Source organism: Peribacillus sp. TH27, assembly GCF_016650915.1.
GTDB classification, from domain to species: Bacteria; Bacillota; Bacilli; order Bacillales; family DSM-1321; genus Peribacillus; species Peribacillus butanolivorans.
On sequence record NZ_JAEKEV010000002.1, the window covers coordinates 4,669,538 to 4,688,119 of the forward strand.

Below are 18,582 nucleotides of genomic sequence, written 5' to 3' on the forward strand. Positions count from 1 at the left end.
ATTTATTTCACTTTCCCCCAAAATGGTAGTATGATAAGTTTCATGAAGTGGGGAGCTGGGTGTATGGGTGAAGAGAATCAGGCTGCACATGTGGTCGAGATCGAAAGGGAATTGCGCTATGTTTCGTCATGGCTTAAGCAAAGGGGACGGGAAATTCTTAGTGATTATAAAATTACTATTCCTCAGTTTCTGGCTTTGCAATGGCTTTTTGAAGCGGGCGACATGACGATTGGCGAATTGTCTACGAAGATGTTTCTTGCCTTTAGCACAACGACGGAACTGATTGACCGCATGGAGAAACATCAGCTTGTTCAGCGCGTCAAGGATGAGAAAGACCGGCGTGTGGTTCGCATTCACCTTCTTGAAGAAGGCGAACGGATTATCGAAGAAGTGATCAACAAACGGCAGCAGTACTTGAGTGGCGTTTTAGTCAATTTCAGCGAATCCGATATCGTTTCCCTAAGTGGGACTTTAGCAAAACTACATCAAGAAATGAAAGAAAAATGAGGCGAGATTTTTGAAACAACCAATAGGAATCATTGATTCGGGGGTAGGTGGTTTGACAGTGGCTAAAGAAGTCATGCGCCAGCTACCAAATGAAAATATAATTTACTTGGGCGATACCGCAAGATGCCCTTATGGACCAAGGTCGAAAAAAGATGTCCAAACCTTCACTTGGCAAATGACAAGGTTCTTATTGAAGAAGGATATTAAAATGTTAATCATTGCCTGCAATACTGCGACTGCAGCGGTGCTCGATGAAATTAGAGCGATACTTCCGATTCCTGTATTGGGTGTTATTCATCCAGGGGCAAGGGCGGCATTGAAGGTTTCTAATTCTCTACATATTGGAGTAATTGGCACAGAAGGTACAGTGAAAAGCAAGGCCTATGACGACGCTCTTGCCTCCATCAATTCGGATGTGAAAGTGGATAGTTTAGCTTGTCCAAAATTTGTCCCCATCGTAGAAAGCGGAGAGTTTCAAGGGAAAATCGTGAATAGGGTTGTGGCTCAAACTTTAAACCCGTTAAAGAAAACGAAAATCGATACATTAATCCTTGGCTGTACCCATTATCCGCTGTTAGGGCCTGTAATCTCAGAGTATATGGGAGATAAAGTACAAGTCATTTCCTCTGGGGAAGAGACAGCCCGTGAGGCAAGTGTTATTTTGGATTACTATCGATTAATCAATAAAAGCAAGCAGCGTCCGGTTCATCGTTTTTACACAACTGGTTCAAGAGATATGTTTGGGTCAATCGCATCGAGTTGGCTCGGTATTCATATCAATGCAATAGAAACAATTAAAATTGACCACCTATAAGACTTCCATTTGGAGGTCTTTTTTTTGTGGAAAGGAGCAAAAAAAATGGTATCACAAAAGCATATCGTTATGTATATAGCTACAAGCATGGATGGATATATAGCAAGAGAGGATGGAAGCATAGATTGGCTTGAAGAGACAGAAGGTGCAGGGGATAATGGATACGGCGATTTCTTTAAAAATATTGATACGGTGATCATGGGAAACAAAACGTATCAACAGATATACACTAGCAGAAGAATTTCCTTATCAAGATAAAACCTGCTACGTCTTTTCTAGAAGTGCGCGAAAGGTAAAGACGAGCACCTGGAATTTGTAAATGAAGATGTGGAAGATTTCATCGGAAATCTAAAGGGTGACTCAAGGATTTGGCTAGTCGGTGGTGCGGAGTTAGTTAGTGAGTTCATGAGAAAACAGCTGGTGGATGAAATGATTCTTTCTATTATTCCTACAGTATTAGGTAAAGGGATTTCTTTGTTTCAAGCAGGAAATCCTGAAGTCAAATTAAAGCTGACTAACATACAACAGTACGGCCAGATTGCTCAGCTGCATGATCAGAGAGAAAAATAATTGGTCTATTTTCCCTTAGGGCTCGTATAAATAGGAGTACAAACTGTCCTAGGAGTGATTTTATGTCCAATAAATCAAAAGTAACAATGGCTGTGACCATTCTGGCATCTTCTTTTTTTCTTTCCGGATGTGGATTATTTGGGGGTGAAGAGAAAAAGGAGATTGACCCGCCTAAGGATGTTTCATTAGTCGAGGATGAATCTTCATTAAAAGAGTCCAACGGGGAGCAAAAGCCGGCAACAGATGGGGAAGAGACTGCTGGTGAAACAGCAACAGTGAAGACCGAGTTGTATTTAATTGATAAAAGTGGATATGTGGTTCCACAGACAATGGAACTTCCGAAATCGGAAGCCGTCGCAAAACAGGCCCTTGACTACCTCGTGGATAATGGACCAGTTACAGATAAGCTTCCCAATGGGTTTAGAGCGGTTATTCCTGCCGATACTCAAATAAGTGTAAACATAAAAGAAGGAGTGGCTGTGGCTGACTTTTCACCGGAGTTCAAAAATTATCAAAAAGAAGATGAACTCAAAATTCTTCAAGCTATTACATGGACACTAACTCAATTCGACTCGGTTGATAAAATCCAAATGAGGATCAATGGGGAAGATATTACGGAAATGCCAGTCAATGGCACGCCGATAGATGAAAATATCTCACGGTCTTCCGGAATCAATATTGATACGAGTGACGTGGTAGATATTTCGAATACGAAAGCGTTGACTGTCTATTACATTGGCGGGGACGAGGAGTACACCTATTATGTACCGGTAACACGCCGTATTAGCGAGACGGTGTCCGATAATGTAACAGCAGTTATTGAGGAATTAACGAAGAGTCCTTCTGGAACAAACCTGCAAACGGGCTTCATGAGTGATGTGGCCTTACTTGATCAGCCGAAAATGGCAGAAGGAAAGGTTACCCTCAATTTTAACGAAAACATTCTTGGTAGTTTTAAAGAGAAAAAGGTTTCTCAAGATGTTCTTGATGCATTAGTTTTATCTTTGACGGAGCAAAAGGGAATTGAAAGTGTTGAAGTACAGGTGCAAGGCAGTGCAGATATTCTTAACGAAGAAGGAAAGAAATTATCAGAACCTGTGGTCCGTCCAGAAAAAGTGAACACAGGTAGTTTTTAAAGAAAGGATTTTGTATACTTATAGATATAACACAATGAGGCAGCCTTTCGCTGCCTCTTATTCTTTTTTTGAAAATAGGGGGATACAAAATGCGCGTTGACGGCAGGCTGAATACTGAATTAAGGACGATACAGATCCAAAAAGATTATTTGAAGCATCCTGAAGGTTCGGTATTAATTACAGTCGGTGACACAAAGGTCATCTGTACCGCAAGTGTTGATGAGCGGGTTCCGCCGTTCATGCGCGGTAAAAAGAAAGGCTGGATAAATGCGGAGTATTCGATGCTTCCGCGAGCAACCAATCAACGGACAATCAGGGAATCGGCAAAAGGGAAAATAACAGGGCGCACGATGGAAATTCAGAGGCTAATTGGACGGTCACTGCGGGCAGTGGTCGATTTAGAGGCGCTAGGTGAGAAAACGATCTGGATTGATTGTGATGTTATTCAGGCAGATGGCGGCACTCGGACAGCTTCAATTACGGGCGCATTCGTCGCGTTGGCTCTTGCTTTAAATAGGCTGGATGAAGAGGGGAAACTGGCGGTATTTCCGTTGAAAAATTATCTAGCAGCAACAAGTGTCGGGATTATTGAAGAAGCAGGAGTTGTGTTAGACTTGAATTATCAGGAAGATTCAGCAGCCCTTGTGGATATGAATATCATCATGACAGGCAGTGGTGAATTTGTCGAATTGCAGGGCACAGGGGAAGAGGCAACTTTTACATATAACGAGTTACAGCAATTACTTTCAATAGCTCAAGAAGGACTTCAAACCTTATTCGAGGTGCAAAAAGAAGCACTTGGAGTTATTGCCGATAAAATACAAAAGGGTGAGACAAAGTATGAAGACAGTAATTATTGCAACAAAAAATAAAGGAAAAGCCAAGGAATTCGAAAGTCTATTCTCAGCAAAAGGATATGAAGTCAAAACACTTCTTGACGTACCGGACGCACCAGATGTGGAGGAAACAGGAACGACTTTTGAAGAAAATGCAATTCTTAAAGCAGAAGCCATTGCCCATCAACTAGGTCACTTCGTGATAGCTGATGACTCCGGTTTGATTGTCGATGCATTAGATGGGCGTCCTGGTGTATACTCTGCGCGCTATGCTGGCGAGTCAAAGAGTGATGAAGCGAACACGAAAAAAGTTCTGCAGGAACTAGAGGGTGTACCAGAAGCGGAAAGAACAGCAAGATTTTATTGCGCCTTAGCGTTAGCGTCACCAAATCAGGAAACAATCACCGTTTCTGGGACGATGGAAGGCTTGATTACCGAACAGCCTTCAGGAACGAATGGATTTGGATATGACCCAGTCTTTTTTGTTAAAGAGCAGGGGAAAACAAATGCTGAGCTGACAAAAGAGGAAAAAAACCAAATCAGCCACCGTGCTCATGCATTGAAGGCTTTGGATGAAAAACTGGGTCAATTTCTAAAAAGGGAAGAAGGAATGTGACGATGAAAGTGCTAATAATGAGTGACAGTCATGGCTTAACTCATGAAATCAGCATGATAACCGACCGTCATAAAGAAGAAGTTGCTACTATGATTCATTGCGGTGATTCAGAGCTAGAAAGCAAAGACCCTCTCATGAAGGGCTTTTTAGCGGTACGGGGGAACTGTGATTATGATGCCACCTATCCAGATGACGCTGTTGAAGACATTGGAGGCAAGCGCTTTTTCTTAACTCACGGACATCTGTATAACATTAAGATGACTTTAATGAATTTGTCTTATAAAAGTGAAGAAATCGGTGCCGATATTATTTGCTTCGGTCACTCCCACGCCGCTGGTTCCGAGTTGATTGACGGCAAGCTCTTCATCAATCCAGGAAGCATACGCCAGCCACGCGGACGAAAAGAGAAAACATATGCCATTTTGGATATTGGAAGTGACCAACTTGAAATCATCTATTATGATCTTGAAGGAAAAATCGTTGAGGAGCTAAGTAGGTCTTATCGAATCGACTAACTTAATGTATAATAATCAGGAAGCGTTTTTCCCCGCTTCCTGGCTTATAAAAAAGAAAAAACTTTTTTATGAAAAACCGTTGACTTTCTTTTGATATCCTACTATAATAAGAAGTGTCCTAAGGGAACAGTTAAGGTAATGCATACATAAGTTTTACCGCAACTTATATCATAAATGTCTCAGTAGCTCAGCTGGATAGAGCAACGCCCTTCTAAGGCGTCGGTCGGGAGTTCGAATCTCTCCTGGGACACTAACAAAGTGGCTTTAAAGCCCGATACGAAAACCTTCTATATCGTTTAGTGAAACGGTCAGTATAACGGTCATGTAAGAAATTACACCGTATATCGACTTATCCTACTAACGATATAGGAGGTTTTTTTCGTATGACCAAAAGAAAAGGATTATTAGATGTTGAAGTAGACGTAAGGGGACTATTGGAGGAAATACCTGTTTCTAGTTCTATCGCTTCTAAACCAAGGGCGTTCCAATATATTTTTTTCATATATTAGCACCAAAAAAGGTGTAAATGATCGAAAATGTTACTTTGTTTTTGGGAATGAGTTTTGATTCTATGAATAGACATAAATAAGTTGTTTTTTTATTAAAGGGATTAATAGCCCCATAAACGCCCGTTTATGGGGCTGGTTTTTTTGAAGTAACGTGTAGTACAGATGAAGATATTTTCTTTATTTTTGTTCCGCAATCGGGCAATATTCTAGAATAAGGAAGGAAATTAAAAGGTGCTTCTTGAATTGTAAGTTAAGCCAGAAAAAGGCAGGATTATTAAGAAAGATAACATATTTTTAATTATTAAATCGTAATGGGTGGAGGGATTTCAATGGATTTGTATTACGAAGTTAATGGAAATGGTCATCCTGTGGTTCTCCTCACTGGTGGTGCTGATGTACGGAACTGGACATTTGTCGCATCTCTTTTAGCGAAACACTACAAGGTCGTTGCTTTTGACGGACGTGGGACCGGGAAATCACCGACCCCTTTAGAAGATGTCAACCAGGTTGAAGATTTGCTGTCGCTGCTTAATCATCTAGAAATCAATCAGGCGACACTCATCGGTCACTCAATGGGTGGCCAAATTGCCACTGAATTCGCTCTGAATTATCCTGAAAGGGTTTCAAAACTTGTTTTGCTTGCGCCTGGATTATCTGGGTTTAGTTATTCAAAGGAATTTGAAGAGAGTATGAAGACGATTCATGAAGCTGCCCCCGATATCGAAAAGATGATTGAGCTTTTGCTCAGTGATCCATCGTATCGTGTTGTAACAATGAGTCCTCACCGGGATTTGATGGTTCAAATGCTCCGGCACCATATGAACCGAATGTTTGAATGGCCGGCTGTTAAATTGATTTGGCCGCAACCACCGGCCATCGAAAGATTAGGAGAATTGACGGCCAAAACATTATTGATAATCGGTAAGGAGGATTCACCCGATAACCTTCGTGTTGCCAATTACTTTCGAAAGCACTCAGACGCTCGAATCATAGAAATTCCAGGTGCTGACCATATGGTCAATTTCACCCATCCCGAGAAGCTGTATCGTCAAATTACTGGCTTTATGAAGGAATGAAAAGTTTACTATGCTAAAGACTCCGGAAATTCATTCGTCAGTTTTGTAACTTATCTAACTAAAATAAACAGGATGACATTGCTTTCTCTAGCTGCCTTTTATAACATGGGTAGGTCATTATGAATTAATAAGTTATATATGATAAAAGAAGAGAACGCTTATAACAAAGTGTTCTCCTTTTGTTGATTATTATGATCACTTCGAATTGTTCGATAGAGTGTATTCTGCATTTTTTTACTGCAAGCTTCATTCAAATACCATGATGAATTTTGAATTAATGTAGGGGTATTCTATTACTCTTCAAAATTTATTATTACTAGTATTGCAATGAGTATTATACTAGGTTATAATAAAAATCACGATTACGGACTAAGTTCGAAAAGTGACCGTTATACTGAACTGAAGAAAATCAGCGAAATGTCTCAGTAGCTCAGCTGGATAGAGCAACGCCCTTCTAAGGCGTCGGTCGGGAGTTCGAATCTCTCCTGGGACACTAACAAAAACAGCCAAAACCTTTTTAAGGTTTTGGCTGTTTTTCTTTTATCGGGATAAAGTTAAAATGATTGATTAGGGGGATTCCTTATTTTCGGTATTAATATTATTATGTTCATAGACCTTTACATTGTCGTAGGTTTTTTTCGTTTTAGGGCAAGTGAGCAAGGGTTAATATCTAGTGATTGTATGAACTCCATTTTTACCTTGGGAAAAATCAGAGGGAGAATAATTAGGTTTCTAATTACAAGAATGAATGTCTATTGACTTGTGATTCTAGGACTATTCATGTTCGTATTCCTTCAAGGAAGTTTTTTATTTCTATTTATCGCAGGTAGATTATCTTTTGTGTCGAATTTGTAATAAATAAGGAGTTGTTTAGATGAATAAAGATAAATTATTTAAGTTCATTCAAACTTCCACTCGGGGGAATTTCTTTTCAGTAGAGATAGCCGAAGATGGAACTAAGGTAGTCCAATTAGCCAAGGAATTAGAAGAGGAGGGAAGAATTAAGTTAAGAGCGTGCACGAAAAAAGAACAAGGTGTTTATCTGGAAGGAATACTTAAGTTTGTGCCTAACTAATACTTATTCTTCTTTATCGAATCAAAGGATTTATACTAAATTCAACCAATTTCATATTATTATTTGAAAAAAAGCATCCAACTAGTTGGATGCTTTTTGACTTGGTACATCGTTTAAGGGTAATAATTTCACAATTTTTAATAATTACCGTCTTTCGTCGCAACGCCATTCGTAAAGTTAACATTCAACGTATATTCGTCGACAAGAGATGATTCTTTTGTAAGAAAATCCGCTGTTGGTAGAATCCGCTTTTCAAAGAACGTCCAATACACTCCGTAAATAATCAGACAATCAGTAATAAACTCCCATTAACCCATCTACTCAAAAACTTCTTAATAGCTCTCTCTTTACCCAAAACTATATGTTCCCAAAGTCTACCCCCTTTTGTGAAAATGCAACGAAACTAATGTGGAAAATGAATAAATACGATATAAAAATGTCTAATTCACAAAAAATGTTGACATAATATAAACAAATTAATATTATGTTTATTATATTATAAACTTTATAAGGAAGTGTTTGTTTTATGCAGGATGCAGAAATGTTTTGGAGTGCATCGCATGATGAGCTAAAACAGGGGTATATCGAAGAAGAGAATCAGTTTATTTGTTTGCTGTGCGGAAATACAGTTCAAAAAGGGATAGTGTATCCAATAGATGGGACTCTTTATGAAGCAGAAAGGTATATGCGTATTCATATCGAAAATGCACATCAATCGGTGTTCGAATACTTGATTAATCTCGATAAGAAACTAACAGGTCTCACAGATCATCAGAATCGCCTTCTTCGTCTTTTTTATCAAGGGAAAAACGATGCTGAGGTGCAAGAGGAAATGGGAATTGGGAGTTCTTCTACTATTCGGAACCATCGCTTTGTATTAAAAGAGAAAGAGCGTCAAGCTAAGTTATTTTTGGCCATGATGGAACTTTTAAAAGATAAAGATAAACATGCGCCTGCATTTGTTCCTCTTCATCAAAAAGCAAGGATGGTGGATGATCGTTATAATGTTACGCAGGATGAAAAAGAGGTCATATTGAAAAAATTCTTTTCACAAGGTAGTCAGGCTGCTTTGAGTACTTTTCCACCAAAGGAAAAACAAAGGTTTATTGTTCTTCAAGAAATTTCGAAACGTTTTAAAAATGACCAGAAATATAGTGAAAAAGAAATCAATCAAATATTGGAAGCGGCCTATCATGACTATGTTCTTTTGAGAAGGTATTTAATAGAATATGGATTCTTGGATAGAAAGCCTGATGGAAGCCAATATTGGCTGAAGAAATGACGAATGGAGGCAATGAAGATGGATCGAAAAAAAGAATTAAAGCAATTATATAAGGAAACAAAAGTTGAAGCGGGAGTTTACCAAATAAAAAACACGATAAATAATAAAGTATTTATAGGAAGCACCAGGAATCTAAAGACATTAAAGGGTAAACAATTTGAATTGGAAATGGGAACAAGTACTAATAAAATGCTGCAAGATGAGTGGAATCAATATGGGAAAGAAGTCTTTTCTTTTGATGTGCTAGAGGTTCTAAAACCGAAAGAAACAGGATATTTTGATGCCAAACGCGAACTGAAAAAACTTGAGGAAGCATGGTTGGAAAAAATACAGCCATATGAAGAAAGAGGATACAATAGGGTAAAATCCAGCTGACTTTTTAGAAGGGTATCTAAGTTTACAAAGATAGCAGTTAAACAATCTTCGATTATTAACCGAATTCCCGGCATTCCATCATAGGATGTACATCGTCTCCTTTTTGTAATAAAAATTGGGTAAATAAGGTATTATTGATGTGGAGAATAATATATTTAAGTGTTTACGATAAGGGGGCGAGGGAATGGAAAATGAAGATAAATATTTAAGAGCGAAAAAGCGGGTGGAAAACCTTAAGGCATTCTACATTCATCTAACGGTGTATTTCTTGGTTAATGCTATGCTTTTTGTTATGAACCTAATAACGGATACTAGTTATTGGTGGTTCCTCTATCCACTTGGAGGATGGGGAATTGGAGTTCTGGTACACGGTATAACAACTTTTGCAGATGGTAACTTCGGATCAGAATGGGAAGAAAGAAAGATAAAGGAATTCATGGAAAAGGATAAAAAGGATGTCTGACAAAATATGAATACGTTCAATTTAAGGAACCAGCTATGGTTCCTTTCAGTTTGTAGACAAAAGGGGTCCAGAATGTTTTAATTCCGGACCCCTTTTGAAATTCCCTTTGAATATGAATGTCAATTTAGCTAAAATAACTGGATCAATACTTGGGCTGCCTATCTCTGAATACATCTCTTTCACCAAGTCATAAATGAAAGGAAGTCAATGGACCCTCAATTTTACGAACCAAATGGTTCGCTGGCACCAGTTGATCCAAAGTAATCATTTCAAGTTGATCTCGCTGAATAGAATTATGTTTCAAAAGCATTGTCATCACCTCAAGTTTTAATACTCCTATATTAAAACAAAAAAGACTAGGCAAAAGTGTTTATTCTAATTGTTAAAACAAAGTTGATTGGAACGGAAGGTGCGAGACTTCTTCGGGAAAAGCGTGTCCAAGGGAGACCCCACAGGCGCAAAGGCGCCGAGGAGGCTCCCTGACCGCCCGCGGAAAGCGAGTGCCTGGAGTGGAAATCAACGTTCGAATTTTTACAACCCCTCAAAAAAACTGTAGACTAACTCGATTTTCATCGAGTTAGTCTACAGTCTGAAGGAACCAGTTATGGTTCCTTTTTTCGTATAGAGAGATTCTTAGTTCTAGTTAATTTTAAATAAACCCTTTAGAAAGATAATCGTACTTGTTGTAAGTTTTTAAATGGTTTAAGCTATTATTATGGGAATAAGACAGAGTAGTTTTTGCAATAGATGGTGAAACCCTTAGAGGAGCTTCACTAAATAATTAATTTTTAGGAGTTGCGCATGAAAAAATTAGGATGGATTATAACAGGAATAGGGGCTTTTTTCGCACTGGGTGCCTTGCTTTATCCTTTGAATGTTATTGATAAAACACTATGTATTTATTTATTACTTGGTGGTGCGGGGCTTATGTTTGTCGGGTCTATGTTTAGAGCCTTTTCGCTCCTTAAGAGATAAAACAATAAATAAAAAGGTTGGTATACCAAGGGGGATTTAGGAATAATCGAGGTCTCTGGTGTATCAGTCTGTTTATAGTAAAAGGGTATATGATTTTCTTTATTGGCTCCAGTGTAAATGTGAAAAAGCAATCACTGTGATATGATTTATTCATAAAACATTCAAGCTAAGGTGATGATATGGAAAAAAATCAATTAAAGTATGCACAGCAGCATTTGGCCAATGAACGCACCTTTTTGGCATGGATCAGAACGGTGATTGCGATTGTAGGGGTTGGTTTTTTAACTACGAGTTTGCATTTTACGATCGGCAAGTATCGGGACGACCGGATTGATTTGATTAGTATTGTGTTGGGGATGTTTACTTGTACTTTGGGTTTAGTAATTACTGTATTGGCGACTTTCGGTTATTTGCAGAAGAAGCGACAAATTAACGAGGAGACGTTCAAACCCTCTAGTGCGCAGGTAATTCTCATTGCGGTCTTTATGGTGATTATGTTATTGATGATTATTTTATATTTTCTTTTTATAAAATTTTAACATTCTGTCCTATCCAGTATAGGGCAGTTTTTTTAGTTTCTTCCTATTATATACATATCCTTACATGTATATGGAAAGAATCCTTCCATTGATTATAAAGGGTAAATTAAGAAAACTTTAACCTGTTGACAATCGTCTATAAATTAGAAAGAAAGGATGAGGGTTATGGAGGAGTTATTTACAGAATATATGGAGGCTGGTGAAGAAGATATATGGTTGGATGAGATTATGACTGTATACGGTCAGGATATTCTTCAGCTTGTGTACTCATATGTGAAAAATCTCACTATTGCCGAAGACTTAACGCAGGAGATTTTTGTGAAGTGTTATAAAGCATTGCCTACATATAAGAAGCAATCAAAGTTGTGAACATGGCTATGGAAGATTGCCATAAATCACTGTAAGGATTATTTGAAAAGCTGGTACCATCGGAACATCGAATATACCGTGGATGAGCGGGTGGAGCCACAGGCAACGATGAGTGTGGAAGAAACTATTCTTAAGCTTGATGAGGATCAAATGCTTTCTCATACCGTGATGAATCTGCCGATAAAATACAGGGAAGTGATTTATTTATTTTATTTTCAAGAGTTATCGATAAAAGAAATTTCCGAAATGACGGGAATCAGCCAAGGTACAATAAAAACCCGGATGCGGAGGGCGAAAGCGATGCTAAAAGAGAAGCTGGAGGGGTATAACGATGGAAGATAAATTGAATAAGCTCAACCGTGCAATGAAAAGAACTGTTTTTGCTGATGTAAAGTTTACTGACAAACAAAAGACGGCTATTAAACAGCGACTTGTTCAGGCAAAGGAAAGTGATGAGGAAGTAATGATCGCCATTTTTCGAATTCTTCAGGAGGAACAAAGCGGTTATCAGATTATGTCATCCTTAATAAGGCGGGGCATTGAAAAATTCACCGAGCAGGAGGGAATTTTGTATACGATGCTGCATGACTTGGAACGGAGGGGTTTCATTGAGGCCAAATGGGAACAGACGGAGAAGAAATCATACCGCCTTAGTAATAAAGGGCGCCGAATGCTCGCAAAGTCAGAATCTAAACAAAATGCAGGCTCATACATCTTACAAACGGTTTTAGAGGGGTGAAAATGGTGGGTAGTTCAATTTTGGCATTGTGTTAAGTGTTTATCGAAAAAAAGATGTAATTTGGACGGTTCAATCTTAATTTAGTTTTAAATATTTGTTTAATTTTCATTTTGTGAGATATGATAAAGGGATATAAAAGGAGGTCATCAAAATGGTGGATATCCAAAAAGGTGAAGGTTCTTTTTTTGTCGCGGAATCTGGCGAGAAATTGGCGGAAATTACGTTCTATAAATCAGGTGATAATGAAATCACGGTGGACCATACTGTTGTGTCTGACAAGCTTCGCGGGCAGAAGGTAGGTAATTCTCTTGTTGAAAAGGTGATTGAGTTTGCACGTGAAGAAAAACTAAAAGTCGTTCCGGTATGTACATTCGTTCAAAAACAATTTGAAAAAAATGCCGATTACGAGGATGTTTTAGCCAAATAATTAAAGGGCTGATACGAGGAGGATGAACATGATTATTCATCCATTATCCTATGTATTCAGCCTTTTTCTATGTATTTATACTAATAAACTAAAAACAGATGTTATGATGTGAAATTGGATTTTATGCTGTCTTGCGTACGAGATGTAAGTATTTATATATCAGGTTTTTTAGTTCGGTCATTTTGGGTAAAACAAAAAAGCAGTAATCGCCTTTCAGAAAAAACATAATTTACAGGAAGAAGGGATATTGGGTAAAGTTCGCGGAATAAGTTATTTGCTTTTATGAAGGTCCTTGAGAAAAATCTTTAAATTGATTTGTAATTTGAAAATATAGAATATTTAATATTTTTTAAAATAAATAAATACAATTTATTTATTTAGAGAATGGGATAATAGTAGGTATGTAAGCGTATACAACAAAACTTGCAATTTAGAATTATCAAAAAATTCTTTAAAAACCTGTTGACTAGTACCCGAAATACAAGTAAGATAATCACAAATACAAGACATCAAACATAAGCGTTTCTAAAAATATGAATTATGCGAAAAGCATTGAAGAGGATAAGTAGTCTTTTTACAAGGCATTCACAGAGAGCCGGGTTGCTGAGAACCGGTATTGTCCCGAAAGATGAACTCACCTTGGAGTTTCGGCTTGAACGTCAGACTAGTAGAGCTGAACGGGTGCGTACCAGTACCCGTTACCAAAACAGAGAATAGTGTAGACTATTCAAAGTGCGCATGGAAGTTCGTGCGAAAAAGGGTGGTACCGTGGAGTGGCTTATCAAGCCTTTTCACCCCTTTAACTTGCAGAGTGCAAGTACATTTGGGGTGGGAAGGCTTTTTTGTATGCTAAAAAAGCAGAAAATTCCGAATTTTAAGAAAAAATATCAAGTGAGAAAGTGGAGGAGGTCTTTACGTATGACACAAAAAGCAGTAGTGGCTGATCGGAAAGGTGGAAAGACACAATTTAGTGGTGCCGAATTCCTGATGGATGCATTGAAAAAGGAAAATGTTGAAGTCATTTTTGGTTATCCGGGTGGTTCTGTATTGCCGATTTATGACAAGCTATACAGTTCAGAGCTTTTTCATATTTTGACAAGACATGAGCAAGGCGCAATCCATGCAGCAGAAGGATACGCCAGGATTACCGGCAAGCCGGGGGTGGTCATAGTCACATCTGGTCCAGGAGCAACAAACATTGTTACCGGTTTAGCGGATGCAATGATTGACTCTTTACCACTTGTTGTTATTTCAGGTCAGGTTGCTACTAGTGTAATTGGTACAGATGCTTTCCAAGAAGCTGATGTACTAGGGATTACAACCCCAATTACAAAACACAACTATCAAGTAAGAAAGCCGGAAGACCTCCCACGTATTATAAAAGAAGCTTTTTATATCGCTTCAAGCGGCCGACCGGGTCCGGTTTTGATCGATATTCCGAAAGATATGGCCATTTTAGAAGGAGTATCAACGGATGATGAGCCTGTAATGGATCTCCCTGGTTATCAGCCGACGACGAAGCCAAATTATTTGCAAATTAGGAAGCTCGTTGAAGCGGTAAGTGGAGCGAAAAGACCGGTCATTCTTGCTGGGGCAGGTGTCCTGCATGCAAAGGCATCCCATCTATTAAAGGAATACGTCGAGCAGCAAGGGATTCCAGTTGTTCACACGCTACTTGGTCTTGGCGGCTTTCCGGCTGACCATCCGCTTTTTATCGGAATGGGCGGTATGCATGGCTGTTTTGCAGCAAATATGGCGTTATCAAAATGTGATCTATTAATAAATATCGGTGCCAGATTCGATGACCGATTGACTGGGAATTTAGCAAAATTCGCACAGCATGCAACGGTTGCCCATATCGATATTGATCCAGCAGAAATCGGTAAAAATGTACCAACAAAGATTCCGGTAGTCGGCAGTGCGAAAGAAGCCCTAACTGAGTTGATTGGGCAAAGTGGTAAAATGCCGGATATTAAAGAATGGACCACACAGCTGACTAAATGGAATGAAGAATTCCCATTGCGTTATACACAGGAAGAAGGTGTGCTGAAACCTCAGCGAGTCATCCAAATGCTTCATGAAAAAACGAATGGAGAAGCCATTGTTACGACGGATGTTGGACAGCATCAAATGTGGGCAGCACAATACTATCCGTTTAACAAACCAAATTCTTGGGTCACTTCCGGGGGACTTGGCACGATGGGCTTTGGATTACCTTCCGCACTCGGGGCGCAACTAGCAGATCCGAAAGCGACAGTACTTTCAATATCCGGAGATGGTGGCTTCCAGATGTGCCTTCAGGAACTTTCGGTTATTGCTGAAATGAATCTACCAATCAAAATTATCATCGTCAATAATGGAGCACTTGGAATGGTAAGACAATGGCAGGAACTCTTTCATGATAACCGTTTTTCACACAGCATTTTCCAATCGCACCCTGATTTCGTGAAATTGGCTGATGCTTATGGAATTCCGGGATTCAAAGTAACTACGGAAGAAGAAGCAAGCAACTGCCTCGATGAAGCGCTAGCAATTGATGGACCGGTATTAATTGATTTCCGTGTTAAACAAAAAGAAAATGTCTTTCCGATGGTAGCGCAAGGAAAAGGGCTTGATGAAATGGAAGGAGTTTAATCAATGAAGGGAATTCTTAGCCTCACCGTGAACAACAGGCCAGGCGTCCTTAATAGGATTACGAACCTGTTCACAAAAAGGAACTATAACATTGAAAGCATGACTGTCGGACCATCCGAACAGGAAGGTATATCAAGGATGACCTTCGTGGTCGATGTTGATGACGAAAACGTCATTGAACAAATCACAAAGCAATTAAACAAGCAGATTGATGTTTTAAAAGTATATGATATTACGAATCAATCGATTGTGGCCAGGGAGCTGGCACTCATTAAAATATTAGTGAGTACCCAGACCCGTGCTGAAATTTATTCAGTCATTGAACCTTTCCGAGCATCTGTAATAGATGTGAGTAAAGATAGTCTGACGGTTCAAATCACTGGGGAGTCAGACAAAATTGAAGCTTTTATTGAACTAATCAAACCTTATGGCATCAAGGAATTGGCAAGGACAGGGACAGCTGCATTCCCACGTGGAATGCAATTAGCACATGCAAAAAGTGCAACAATCGTTTAAAGACTAAAAACAAAAACAACAAAAAACTAATGGATAAGAAAAGGGAGATGTAATTATTATGGCAAAAGTATATTATAACGCAGAAGCAAACGAGAATTTCTTCAACAATAAAAAGGTAGCAGTTATCGGATACGGTTCACAAGGACACGCACACGCACAAAACCTACGTGACAGCGGCGTTGAAGTAATCATCGGAATCAGAAAAGGTAAATCCTTCGATAAAGCTGTAGAAGACGGATTCAATGTATACACAGTTAAAGAAGCAGCTGAACAAGCGGATGTTATCATGAATCTATTACCGGATGAAACTCAACCAAAAGTATACCAAGAAGAAATTAAACCAGTATTGCGTGCAGGCCAAGCGTTAATGTTCGCACACGGATTCAACGTTCATTTCAATCAAATCGTTCCGCCAGCAGACGTAGATGTGTTATTGGTAGCTCCAAAAGGTCCTGGACATCTTGTTCGCCGCACATATGAACAAGGAGCAGGTGTACCAGCATTGTTTGCCATCTATCAAGACGTTACAGGGGAAGCAAGAGAATTAGCACTTGCTTACGCTAGAGGAATCGGTTCATTAAGAGCTGGTGGCTTGGAAACAACATTCCAAGAAGAAACAGAAACAGATCTATTCGGAGAGCAAGCAGTACTTTGCGGCGGCTTAACTGCCCTTGTAAAAGCCGGTTTCGAAACCTTGACAGAAGCTGGATACCAACCGGAAGTTGCATACTTTGAGTGTTTACATGAACTTAAATTAATCATCGACCTTATGTATGAAGGCGGAATGGAAAACATGCGCTATTCCATTTCTGATACAGCACAATGGGGAGATTTCGTTTCTGGACCACGCGTTGTAACAGAAACTACTAAAGAAGCAATGAAAGCTATTTTGAAAGATATCCAAGACGGTGAGTTCGCTAAAGGATGGATTTTGGAAAACCAAGCAAATCGTCCAGTCTTCAATGCTATCAATAATCGTGAAAACCAACATCAAATCGAAGTAGTTGGTCGTGAGTTAAGAAAAATGATGCCATTTGTAAAACCTCAACAAAAAGAGAAAGAAGTGGTAGCCGTTGCGAAAAATTAATATATTTGAAACTACACTTCGAGATGGGGAGCAATCCGCTGGTGTAAATTTAAACTTTACAGAAAAGCTTGAAATTGCTTATCAGTTAGAAAGATTGGGTGTAGATATTATCGAAGCCGGTTTTCCGGCAGCATCCAAAGGAGATTTCAACTCGGTTCAGGAAATCGCGCGCAAAATCAGAAACAGCTCTGTTACAGGGCTGGCGCGCGCTGTAAAAGGAGATATTGATGCAGCTTGGGAATCATTAAGAGTCGGGGCAGAACCAAGATTGCATACGTTCATCGCAACTTCTCCCATTCACCGTGAATATAAGCTGAAAATGTCAAAAGAACAAGTGATTGAACAATCGATTGCGATGGTTAAGTACGGGGCAGAACGTTTTCCTATCGTACAATGGTCTGCAGAAGATGCGAGCCGTACAGAACTTGAATATTTGGCTGAAATCGTCGAAGCGGTCATTCAAGCGGGTGCAAAGGTTATTAATATTCCGGATACAGTAGGCTACGCTGCTCCAATCGAATACGGCAACATTTTCCGTTACCTGCGTGAAAACGTTCCTTCTATTGATAAGGTGAGTTTATCTGCACACTGCCATGACGACCTTGGAATGGCAACAGCTAACTCCTTGGCTGCCATCGAAGGCGGAGCAACACAAGTTGAAGGTACAATCAACGGCATTGGAGAGCGTGCTGGTAACGTGGCACTCGAAGAAGTAGCAATGGCTCTCTACATTCGTAAAGATTTCTATCAAGCTGAAACGGGCCTTGTTTTAAATGAAATTAAAAGATCCAGTGATTTGGTCAGCCGTCTAACGGGGATGCAGGTTCCAGCTAATAAAGCCATAATTGGTGCCAATGCTTACGCGCATGAATCGGGTATTCACCAAGATGGTATGTTAAAAGAAAAAACAACGTATGAAATCATTTCACCGGAACTTGTCGGCGTTGCATCTAATTCACTCGTTTTAGGTAAACATTCCGGACGACATGCTTTCAAAGAAAGATTACAAGAGTTGAATTTTTCGGTAACTGATGAAGAAATGAACTCTTTATTCGTTCAGTTCAAGGAATTGGCTGATAACAAAAAGACAATGACGGATGAAGATATCGTGGCACTAGTGCTTGAAGAAAAAGCGACAGATATCAGTTTTTACGACCTGGTTTCTTTCCAGATTTCTCACGGTACACATCAGGTTGCGACAGCGACTGTTACGCTGAAAAAAGGCGATAACGAAGAAATTCAGGAAGCGGCAACTGGTGCAGGAAGTGTTGAAGCGCTTTATAACACGCTTGAAAGATGTTTGGGTAGCGAGATTAACTTGAAAGACTATCGGATTCAATCTGTAGGTGGCGGAATGGATGCCCTTGCACAGGTTTTTGTGAAAATCGATTTTAACGGTGTGGAAACGAGCGGACGCGGTCTCGATCAAGACGTTTTGGAAGCATCTGCTAAAGCATATTTGAACGCGGTGAACCGTGTGATCATCATGAAGGAATTAGAAGAAAAAGCAGTATTACAATAG

Annotated in this window: 21 protein-coding genes, 2 tRNA genes, 3 pseudogenes and 1 other annotated feature; of the genes and pseudogenes, 24 read left to right on the plus strand and 2 right to left on the minus strand. The window is 39.4% G+C overall.

Annotation, left to right across the window (positions count from 1 at the left end; all coding sequences use genetic code 11):
* Positions 1 to 63: 63 nt before the first annotated feature.
* From JFU24_RS23820 to JFU24_RS23870, 12 genes and pseudogenes are all read left to right on the plus strand, one after another.
* Positions 64 to 507, plus strand: coding sequence for a MarR family winged helix-turn-helix transcriptional regulator (locus JFU24_RS23820; protein WP_057218537.1), 444 nt, complete (start codon positions 64 to 66; stop codon positions 505 to 507).
* 10 nt (positions 508 to 517) lie between these two features.
* Complete coding sequence (gene racE / locus JFU24_RS23825) at positions 518 to 1,321, plus strand: glutamate racemase (RefSeq protein WP_201186085.1); 804 nt, start codon at positions 518 to 520, stop codon at positions 1,319 to 1,321.
* 45 nt (positions 1,322 to 1,366) lie between these two features.
* A pseudogene (locus JFU24_RS23830) lies at positions 1,367 to 1,891 on the plus strand (dihydrofolate reductase family protein).
* 62 nt (positions 1,892 to 1,953) lie between these two features.
* Positions 1,954 to 3,027 carry a GerMN domain-containing protein gene (locus tag JFU24_RS23835; RefSeq protein ID WP_201186080.1) on the plus strand — a complete coding sequence of 358 codons (1,074 nt, stop codon included), beginning with the start codon at positions 1,954 to 1,956 and terminating at the stop codon, positions 3,025 to 3,027.
* An 89-nt stretch (positions 3,028 to 3,116) separates the two neighbouring features.
* Positions 3,117 to 3,899 (plus strand): ribonuclease PH, encoded by a 783-nt coding sequence (gene rph / locus JFU24_RS23840; RefSeq protein WP_053347204.1) that lies wholly within the window; start codon positions 3,117 to 3,119, stop codon positions 3,897 to 3,899.
* Positions 3,868 to 4,479 (plus strand): XTP/dITP diphosphatase, encoded by a 612-nt coding sequence (locus tag JFU24_RS23845; RefSeq protein ID WP_053347203.1) that lies wholly within the window; start codon positions 3,868 to 3,870, stop codon positions 4,477 to 4,479. The genes rph and JFU24_RS23845 overlap by 32 nt, the downstream gene beginning before the upstream one ends.
* A gap of 2 nt (positions 4,480 to 4,481) precedes the next feature.
* Positions 4,482 to 4,994 (plus strand): metallophosphoesterase family protein, encoded by a 513-nt coding sequence (locus JFU24_RS23850; RefSeq protein ID WP_201186076.1) that lies wholly within the window; start codon positions 4,482 to 4,484, stop codon positions 4,992 to 4,994.
* A 176-nt stretch (positions 4,995 to 5,170) separates the two neighbouring features.
* Positions 5,171 to 5,244, plus strand: a tRNA-Arg gene (locus tag JFU24_RS23855).
* Between the two features lie 133 nt (positions 5,245 to 5,377).
* Positions 5,378 to 5,503, plus strand: coding sequence for a hypothetical protein (locus JFU24_RS30870; protein ID WP_255264011.1), 126 nt, complete (start codon positions 5,378 to 5,380; stop codon positions 5,501 to 5,503).
* 329 nt (positions 5,504 to 5,832) lie between these two features.
* Positions 5,833 to 6,579, plus strand: coding sequence for an alpha/beta fold hydrolase (locus JFU24_RS23860; protein WP_201250594.1), 747 nt, complete (start codon positions 5,833 to 5,835; stop codon positions 6,577 to 6,579).
* A 419-nt stretch (positions 6,580 to 6,998) separates the two neighbouring features.
* A tRNA-Arg gene (locus tag JFU24_RS23865) sits at positions 6,999 to 7,072 on the plus strand.
* Between the two features lie 381 nt (positions 7,073 to 7,453).
* Entirely contained in the window at positions 7,454 to 7,654 is a 201-nt protein-coding gene (locus tag JFU24_RS23870) for a hypothetical protein (RefSeq protein ID WP_201186072.1), read from the plus strand.
* Between the two features lie 137 nt (positions 7,655 to 7,791).
* Here JFU24_RS23870 and JFU24_RS31420 read toward each other — a convergent pair whose 3' ends face one another.
* Complete coding sequence (locus tag JFU24_RS31420) at positions 7,792 to 7,953, minus strand: DUF5412 family protein (protein WP_446728306.1); 162 nt, start codon at positions 7,951 to 7,953, stop codon at positions 7,792 to 7,794.
* Positions 7,954 to 8,180: 227 nt separating this feature from the next.
* On the opposite strand from JFU24_RS31420, the gene JFU24_RS23880 reads away from it, so the two are divergent.
* From JFU24_RS23880 to JFU24_RS23890, 3 genes are all read left to right on the plus strand, one after another.
* Positions 8,181 to 8,936: a DUF2087 domain-containing protein gene (locus JFU24_RS23880; protein ID WP_201250596.1), complete on the plus strand. Its 756-nt coding sequence runs from the start codon at positions 8,181 to 8,183 to the stop codon at positions 8,934 to 8,936.
* An 18-nt stretch (positions 8,937 to 8,954) separates the two neighbouring features.
* Positions 8,955 to 9,311, plus strand: a complete 357-nt coding sequence (locus JFU24_RS23885; RefSeq protein WP_201186068.1) for a GIY-YIG nuclease family protein — start codon at positions 8,955 to 8,957, stop codon at positions 9,309 to 9,311.
* A gap of 184 nt (positions 9,312 to 9,495) precedes the next feature.
* Positions 9,496 to 9,774, plus strand: coding sequence for a 2TM domain-containing protein (locus JFU24_RS23890; RefSeq protein ID WP_056529148.1), 279 nt, complete (start codon positions 9,496 to 9,498; stop codon positions 9,772 to 9,774).
* A 111-nt stretch (positions 9,775 to 9,885) separates the two neighbouring features.
* Here the strand turns inward: JFU24_RS23890 and JFU24_RS23895 are convergent.
* Positions 9,886 to 10,084, minus strand: a pseudogene (locus JFU24_RS23895) (IS5/IS1182 family transposase); the annotation flags it as partial.
* Positions 10,085 to 10,575: 491 nt separating this feature from the next.
* Between JFU24_RS23895 and JFU24_RS23900 the strand changes: the two are divergent.
* The 9 genes and pseudogenes from JFU24_RS23900 (at position 10,576) to JFU24_RS23940 (ending at position 18,582) form a co-directional block, all read left to right on the plus strand.
* On the plus strand, positions 10,576 to 10,749 hold the full coding sequence (locus JFU24_RS23900) for a hypothetical protein (protein ID WP_162878664.1): 174 nt from the start codon (positions 10,576 to 10,578) through the stop codon (positions 10,747 to 10,749).
* A gap of 179 nt (positions 10,750 to 10,928) precedes the next feature.
* Positions 10,929 to 11,288 carry a YidH family protein gene (locus tag JFU24_RS23905; RefSeq protein WP_201223467.1) on the plus strand — a complete coding sequence of 120 codons (360 nt, stop codon included), beginning with the start codon at positions 10,929 to 10,931 and terminating at the stop codon, positions 11,286 to 11,288.
* A 165-nt stretch (positions 11,289 to 11,453) separates the two neighbouring features.
* Positions 11,454 to 11,999: pseudogene (locus tag JFU24_RS23910) on the plus strand (sigma-70 family RNA polymerase sigma factor).
* A complete protein-coding gene (locus JFU24_RS23915) occupies positions 11,989 to 12,396 on the plus strand; it encodes a PadR family transcriptional regulator (protein WP_201250597.1) in 408 nt (135 codons plus the stop codon). Before JFU24_RS23910 ends, JFU24_RS23915 begins: the two are co-directional and overlap by 11 nt.
* A 151-nt stretch (positions 12,397 to 12,547) precedes the next feature.
* Positions 12,548 to 12,823: a GNAT family N-acetyltransferase gene (locus JFU24_RS23920; RefSeq protein WP_053347192.1), complete on the plus strand. Its 276-nt coding sequence runs from the start codon at positions 12,548 to 12,550 to the stop codon at positions 12,821 to 12,823.
* Positions 12,824 to 13,366: 543 nt separating this feature from the next.
* Positions 13,367 to 13,625: a binding site (T-box leader), on the plus strand.
* 116 nt (positions 13,626 to 13,741) lie between these two features.
* Positions 13,742 to 15,457, plus strand: a complete 1,716-nt coding sequence (gene ilvB / locus JFU24_RS23925; RefSeq protein WP_201250598.1) for an acetolactate synthase large subunit — start codon at positions 13,742 to 13,744, stop codon at positions 15,455 to 15,457.
* Between the two features lie 3 nt (positions 15,458 to 15,460).
* Positions 15,461 to 15,973: an acetolactate synthase small subunit gene (gene ilvN / locus JFU24_RS23930; RefSeq protein WP_053347190.1), complete on the plus strand. Its 513-nt coding sequence runs from the start codon at positions 15,461 to 15,463 to the stop codon at positions 15,971 to 15,973.
* 58 nt (positions 15,974 to 16,031) lie between these two features.
* A complete protein-coding gene (gene ilvC / locus JFU24_RS23935) occupies positions 16,032 to 17,060 on the plus strand; it encodes a ketol-acid reductoisomerase (protein WP_053347189.1) in 1,029 nt (342 codons plus the stop codon).
* Positions 17,047 to 18,582, plus strand: coding sequence for a 2-isopropylmalate synthase (locus tag JFU24_RS23940; RefSeq protein ID WP_201186065.1), 1,536 nt, complete (start codon positions 17,047 to 17,049; stop codon positions 18,580 to 18,582). Before ilvC ends, JFU24_RS23940 begins: the two co-directional genes overlap by 14 nt.

Bases quoted from the DNA above. Each gene is read 5' to 3' on its own strand.
- JFU24_RS23885 (WP_201186068.1), top strand. From the start codon at position 8,955: ATGGATCGAAAAAAAGAATTAAAGCAATTATATAAGGAAACAAAAGTT.
- JFU24_RS30870 (WP_255264011.1), top strand. From the start codon at position 5,378: ATGACCAAAAGAAAAGGATTATTAGATGTTGAAGTAGACGTAAGGGGA.
- JFU24_RS23860 (WP_201250594.1), top strand. From the start codon at position 5,833: ATGGATTTGTATTACGAAGTTAATGGAAATGGTCATCCTGTGGTTCTC.
- JFU24_RS23845 (WP_053347203.1), top strand. From the start codon at position 3,868: ATGAAGACAGTAATTATTGCAACAAAAAATAAAGGAAAAGCCAAGGAA.
- ilvC (WP_053347189.1), top strand. From the start codon at position 16,032: ATGGCAAAAGTATATTATAACGCAGAAGCAAACGAGAATTTCTTCAAC.
- ilvB (WP_201250598.1), top strand. From the start codon at position 13,742: ATGACACAAAAAGCAGTAGTGGCTGATCGGAAAGGTGGAAAGACACAA.
- ilvN (WP_053347190.1), top strand. From the start codon at position 15,461: ATGAAGGGAATTCTTAGCCTCACCGTGAACAACAGGCCAGGCGTCCTT.
- JFU24_RS23900 (WP_162878664.1), top strand. From the start codon at position 10,576: ATGAAAAAATTAGGATGGATTATAACAGGAATAGGGGCTTTTTTCGCA.
- JFU24_RS23905 (WP_201223467.1), top strand. From the start codon at position 10,929: ATGGAAAAAAATCAATTAAAGTATGCACAGCAGCATTTGGCCAATGAA.
- JFU24_RS23915 (WP_201250597.1), top strand. From the start codon at position 11,989: ATGGAAGATAAATTGAATAAGCTCAACCGTGCAATGAAAAGAACTGTT.
- JFU24_RS23835 (WP_201186080.1), top strand. From the start codon at position 1,954: ATGTCCAATAAATCAAAAGTAACAATGGCTGTGACCATTCTGGCATCT.
- JFU24_RS23820 (WP_057218537.1), top strand. From the start codon at position 64: ATGGGTGAAGAGAATCAGGCTGCACATGTGGTCGAGATCGAAAGGGAA.
- JFU24_RS23870 (WP_201186072.1), top strand. From the start codon at position 7,454: ATGAATAAAGATAAATTATTTAAGTTCATTCAAACTTCCACTCGGGGG.
- JFU24_RS23850 (WP_201186076.1), top strand. From the start codon at position 4,482: ATGAAAGTGCTAATAATGAGTGACAGTCATGGCTTAACTCATGAAATC.
- rph (WP_053347204.1), top strand. From the start codon at position 3,117: ATGCGCGTTGACGGCAGGCTGAATACTGAATTAAGGACGATACAGATC.
- JFU24_RS23920 (WP_053347192.1), top strand. From the start codon at position 12,548: ATGGTGGATATCCAAAAAGGTGAAGGTTCTTTTTTTGTCGCGGAATCT.
- JFU24_RS23890 (WP_056529148.1), top strand. From the start codon at position 9,496: ATGGAAAATGAAGATAAATATTTAAGAGCGAAAAAGCGGGTGGAAAAC.
- JFU24_RS23880 (WP_201250596.1), top strand. From the start codon at position 8,181: ATGCAGGATGCAGAAATGTTTTGGAGTGCATCGCATGATGAGCTAAAA.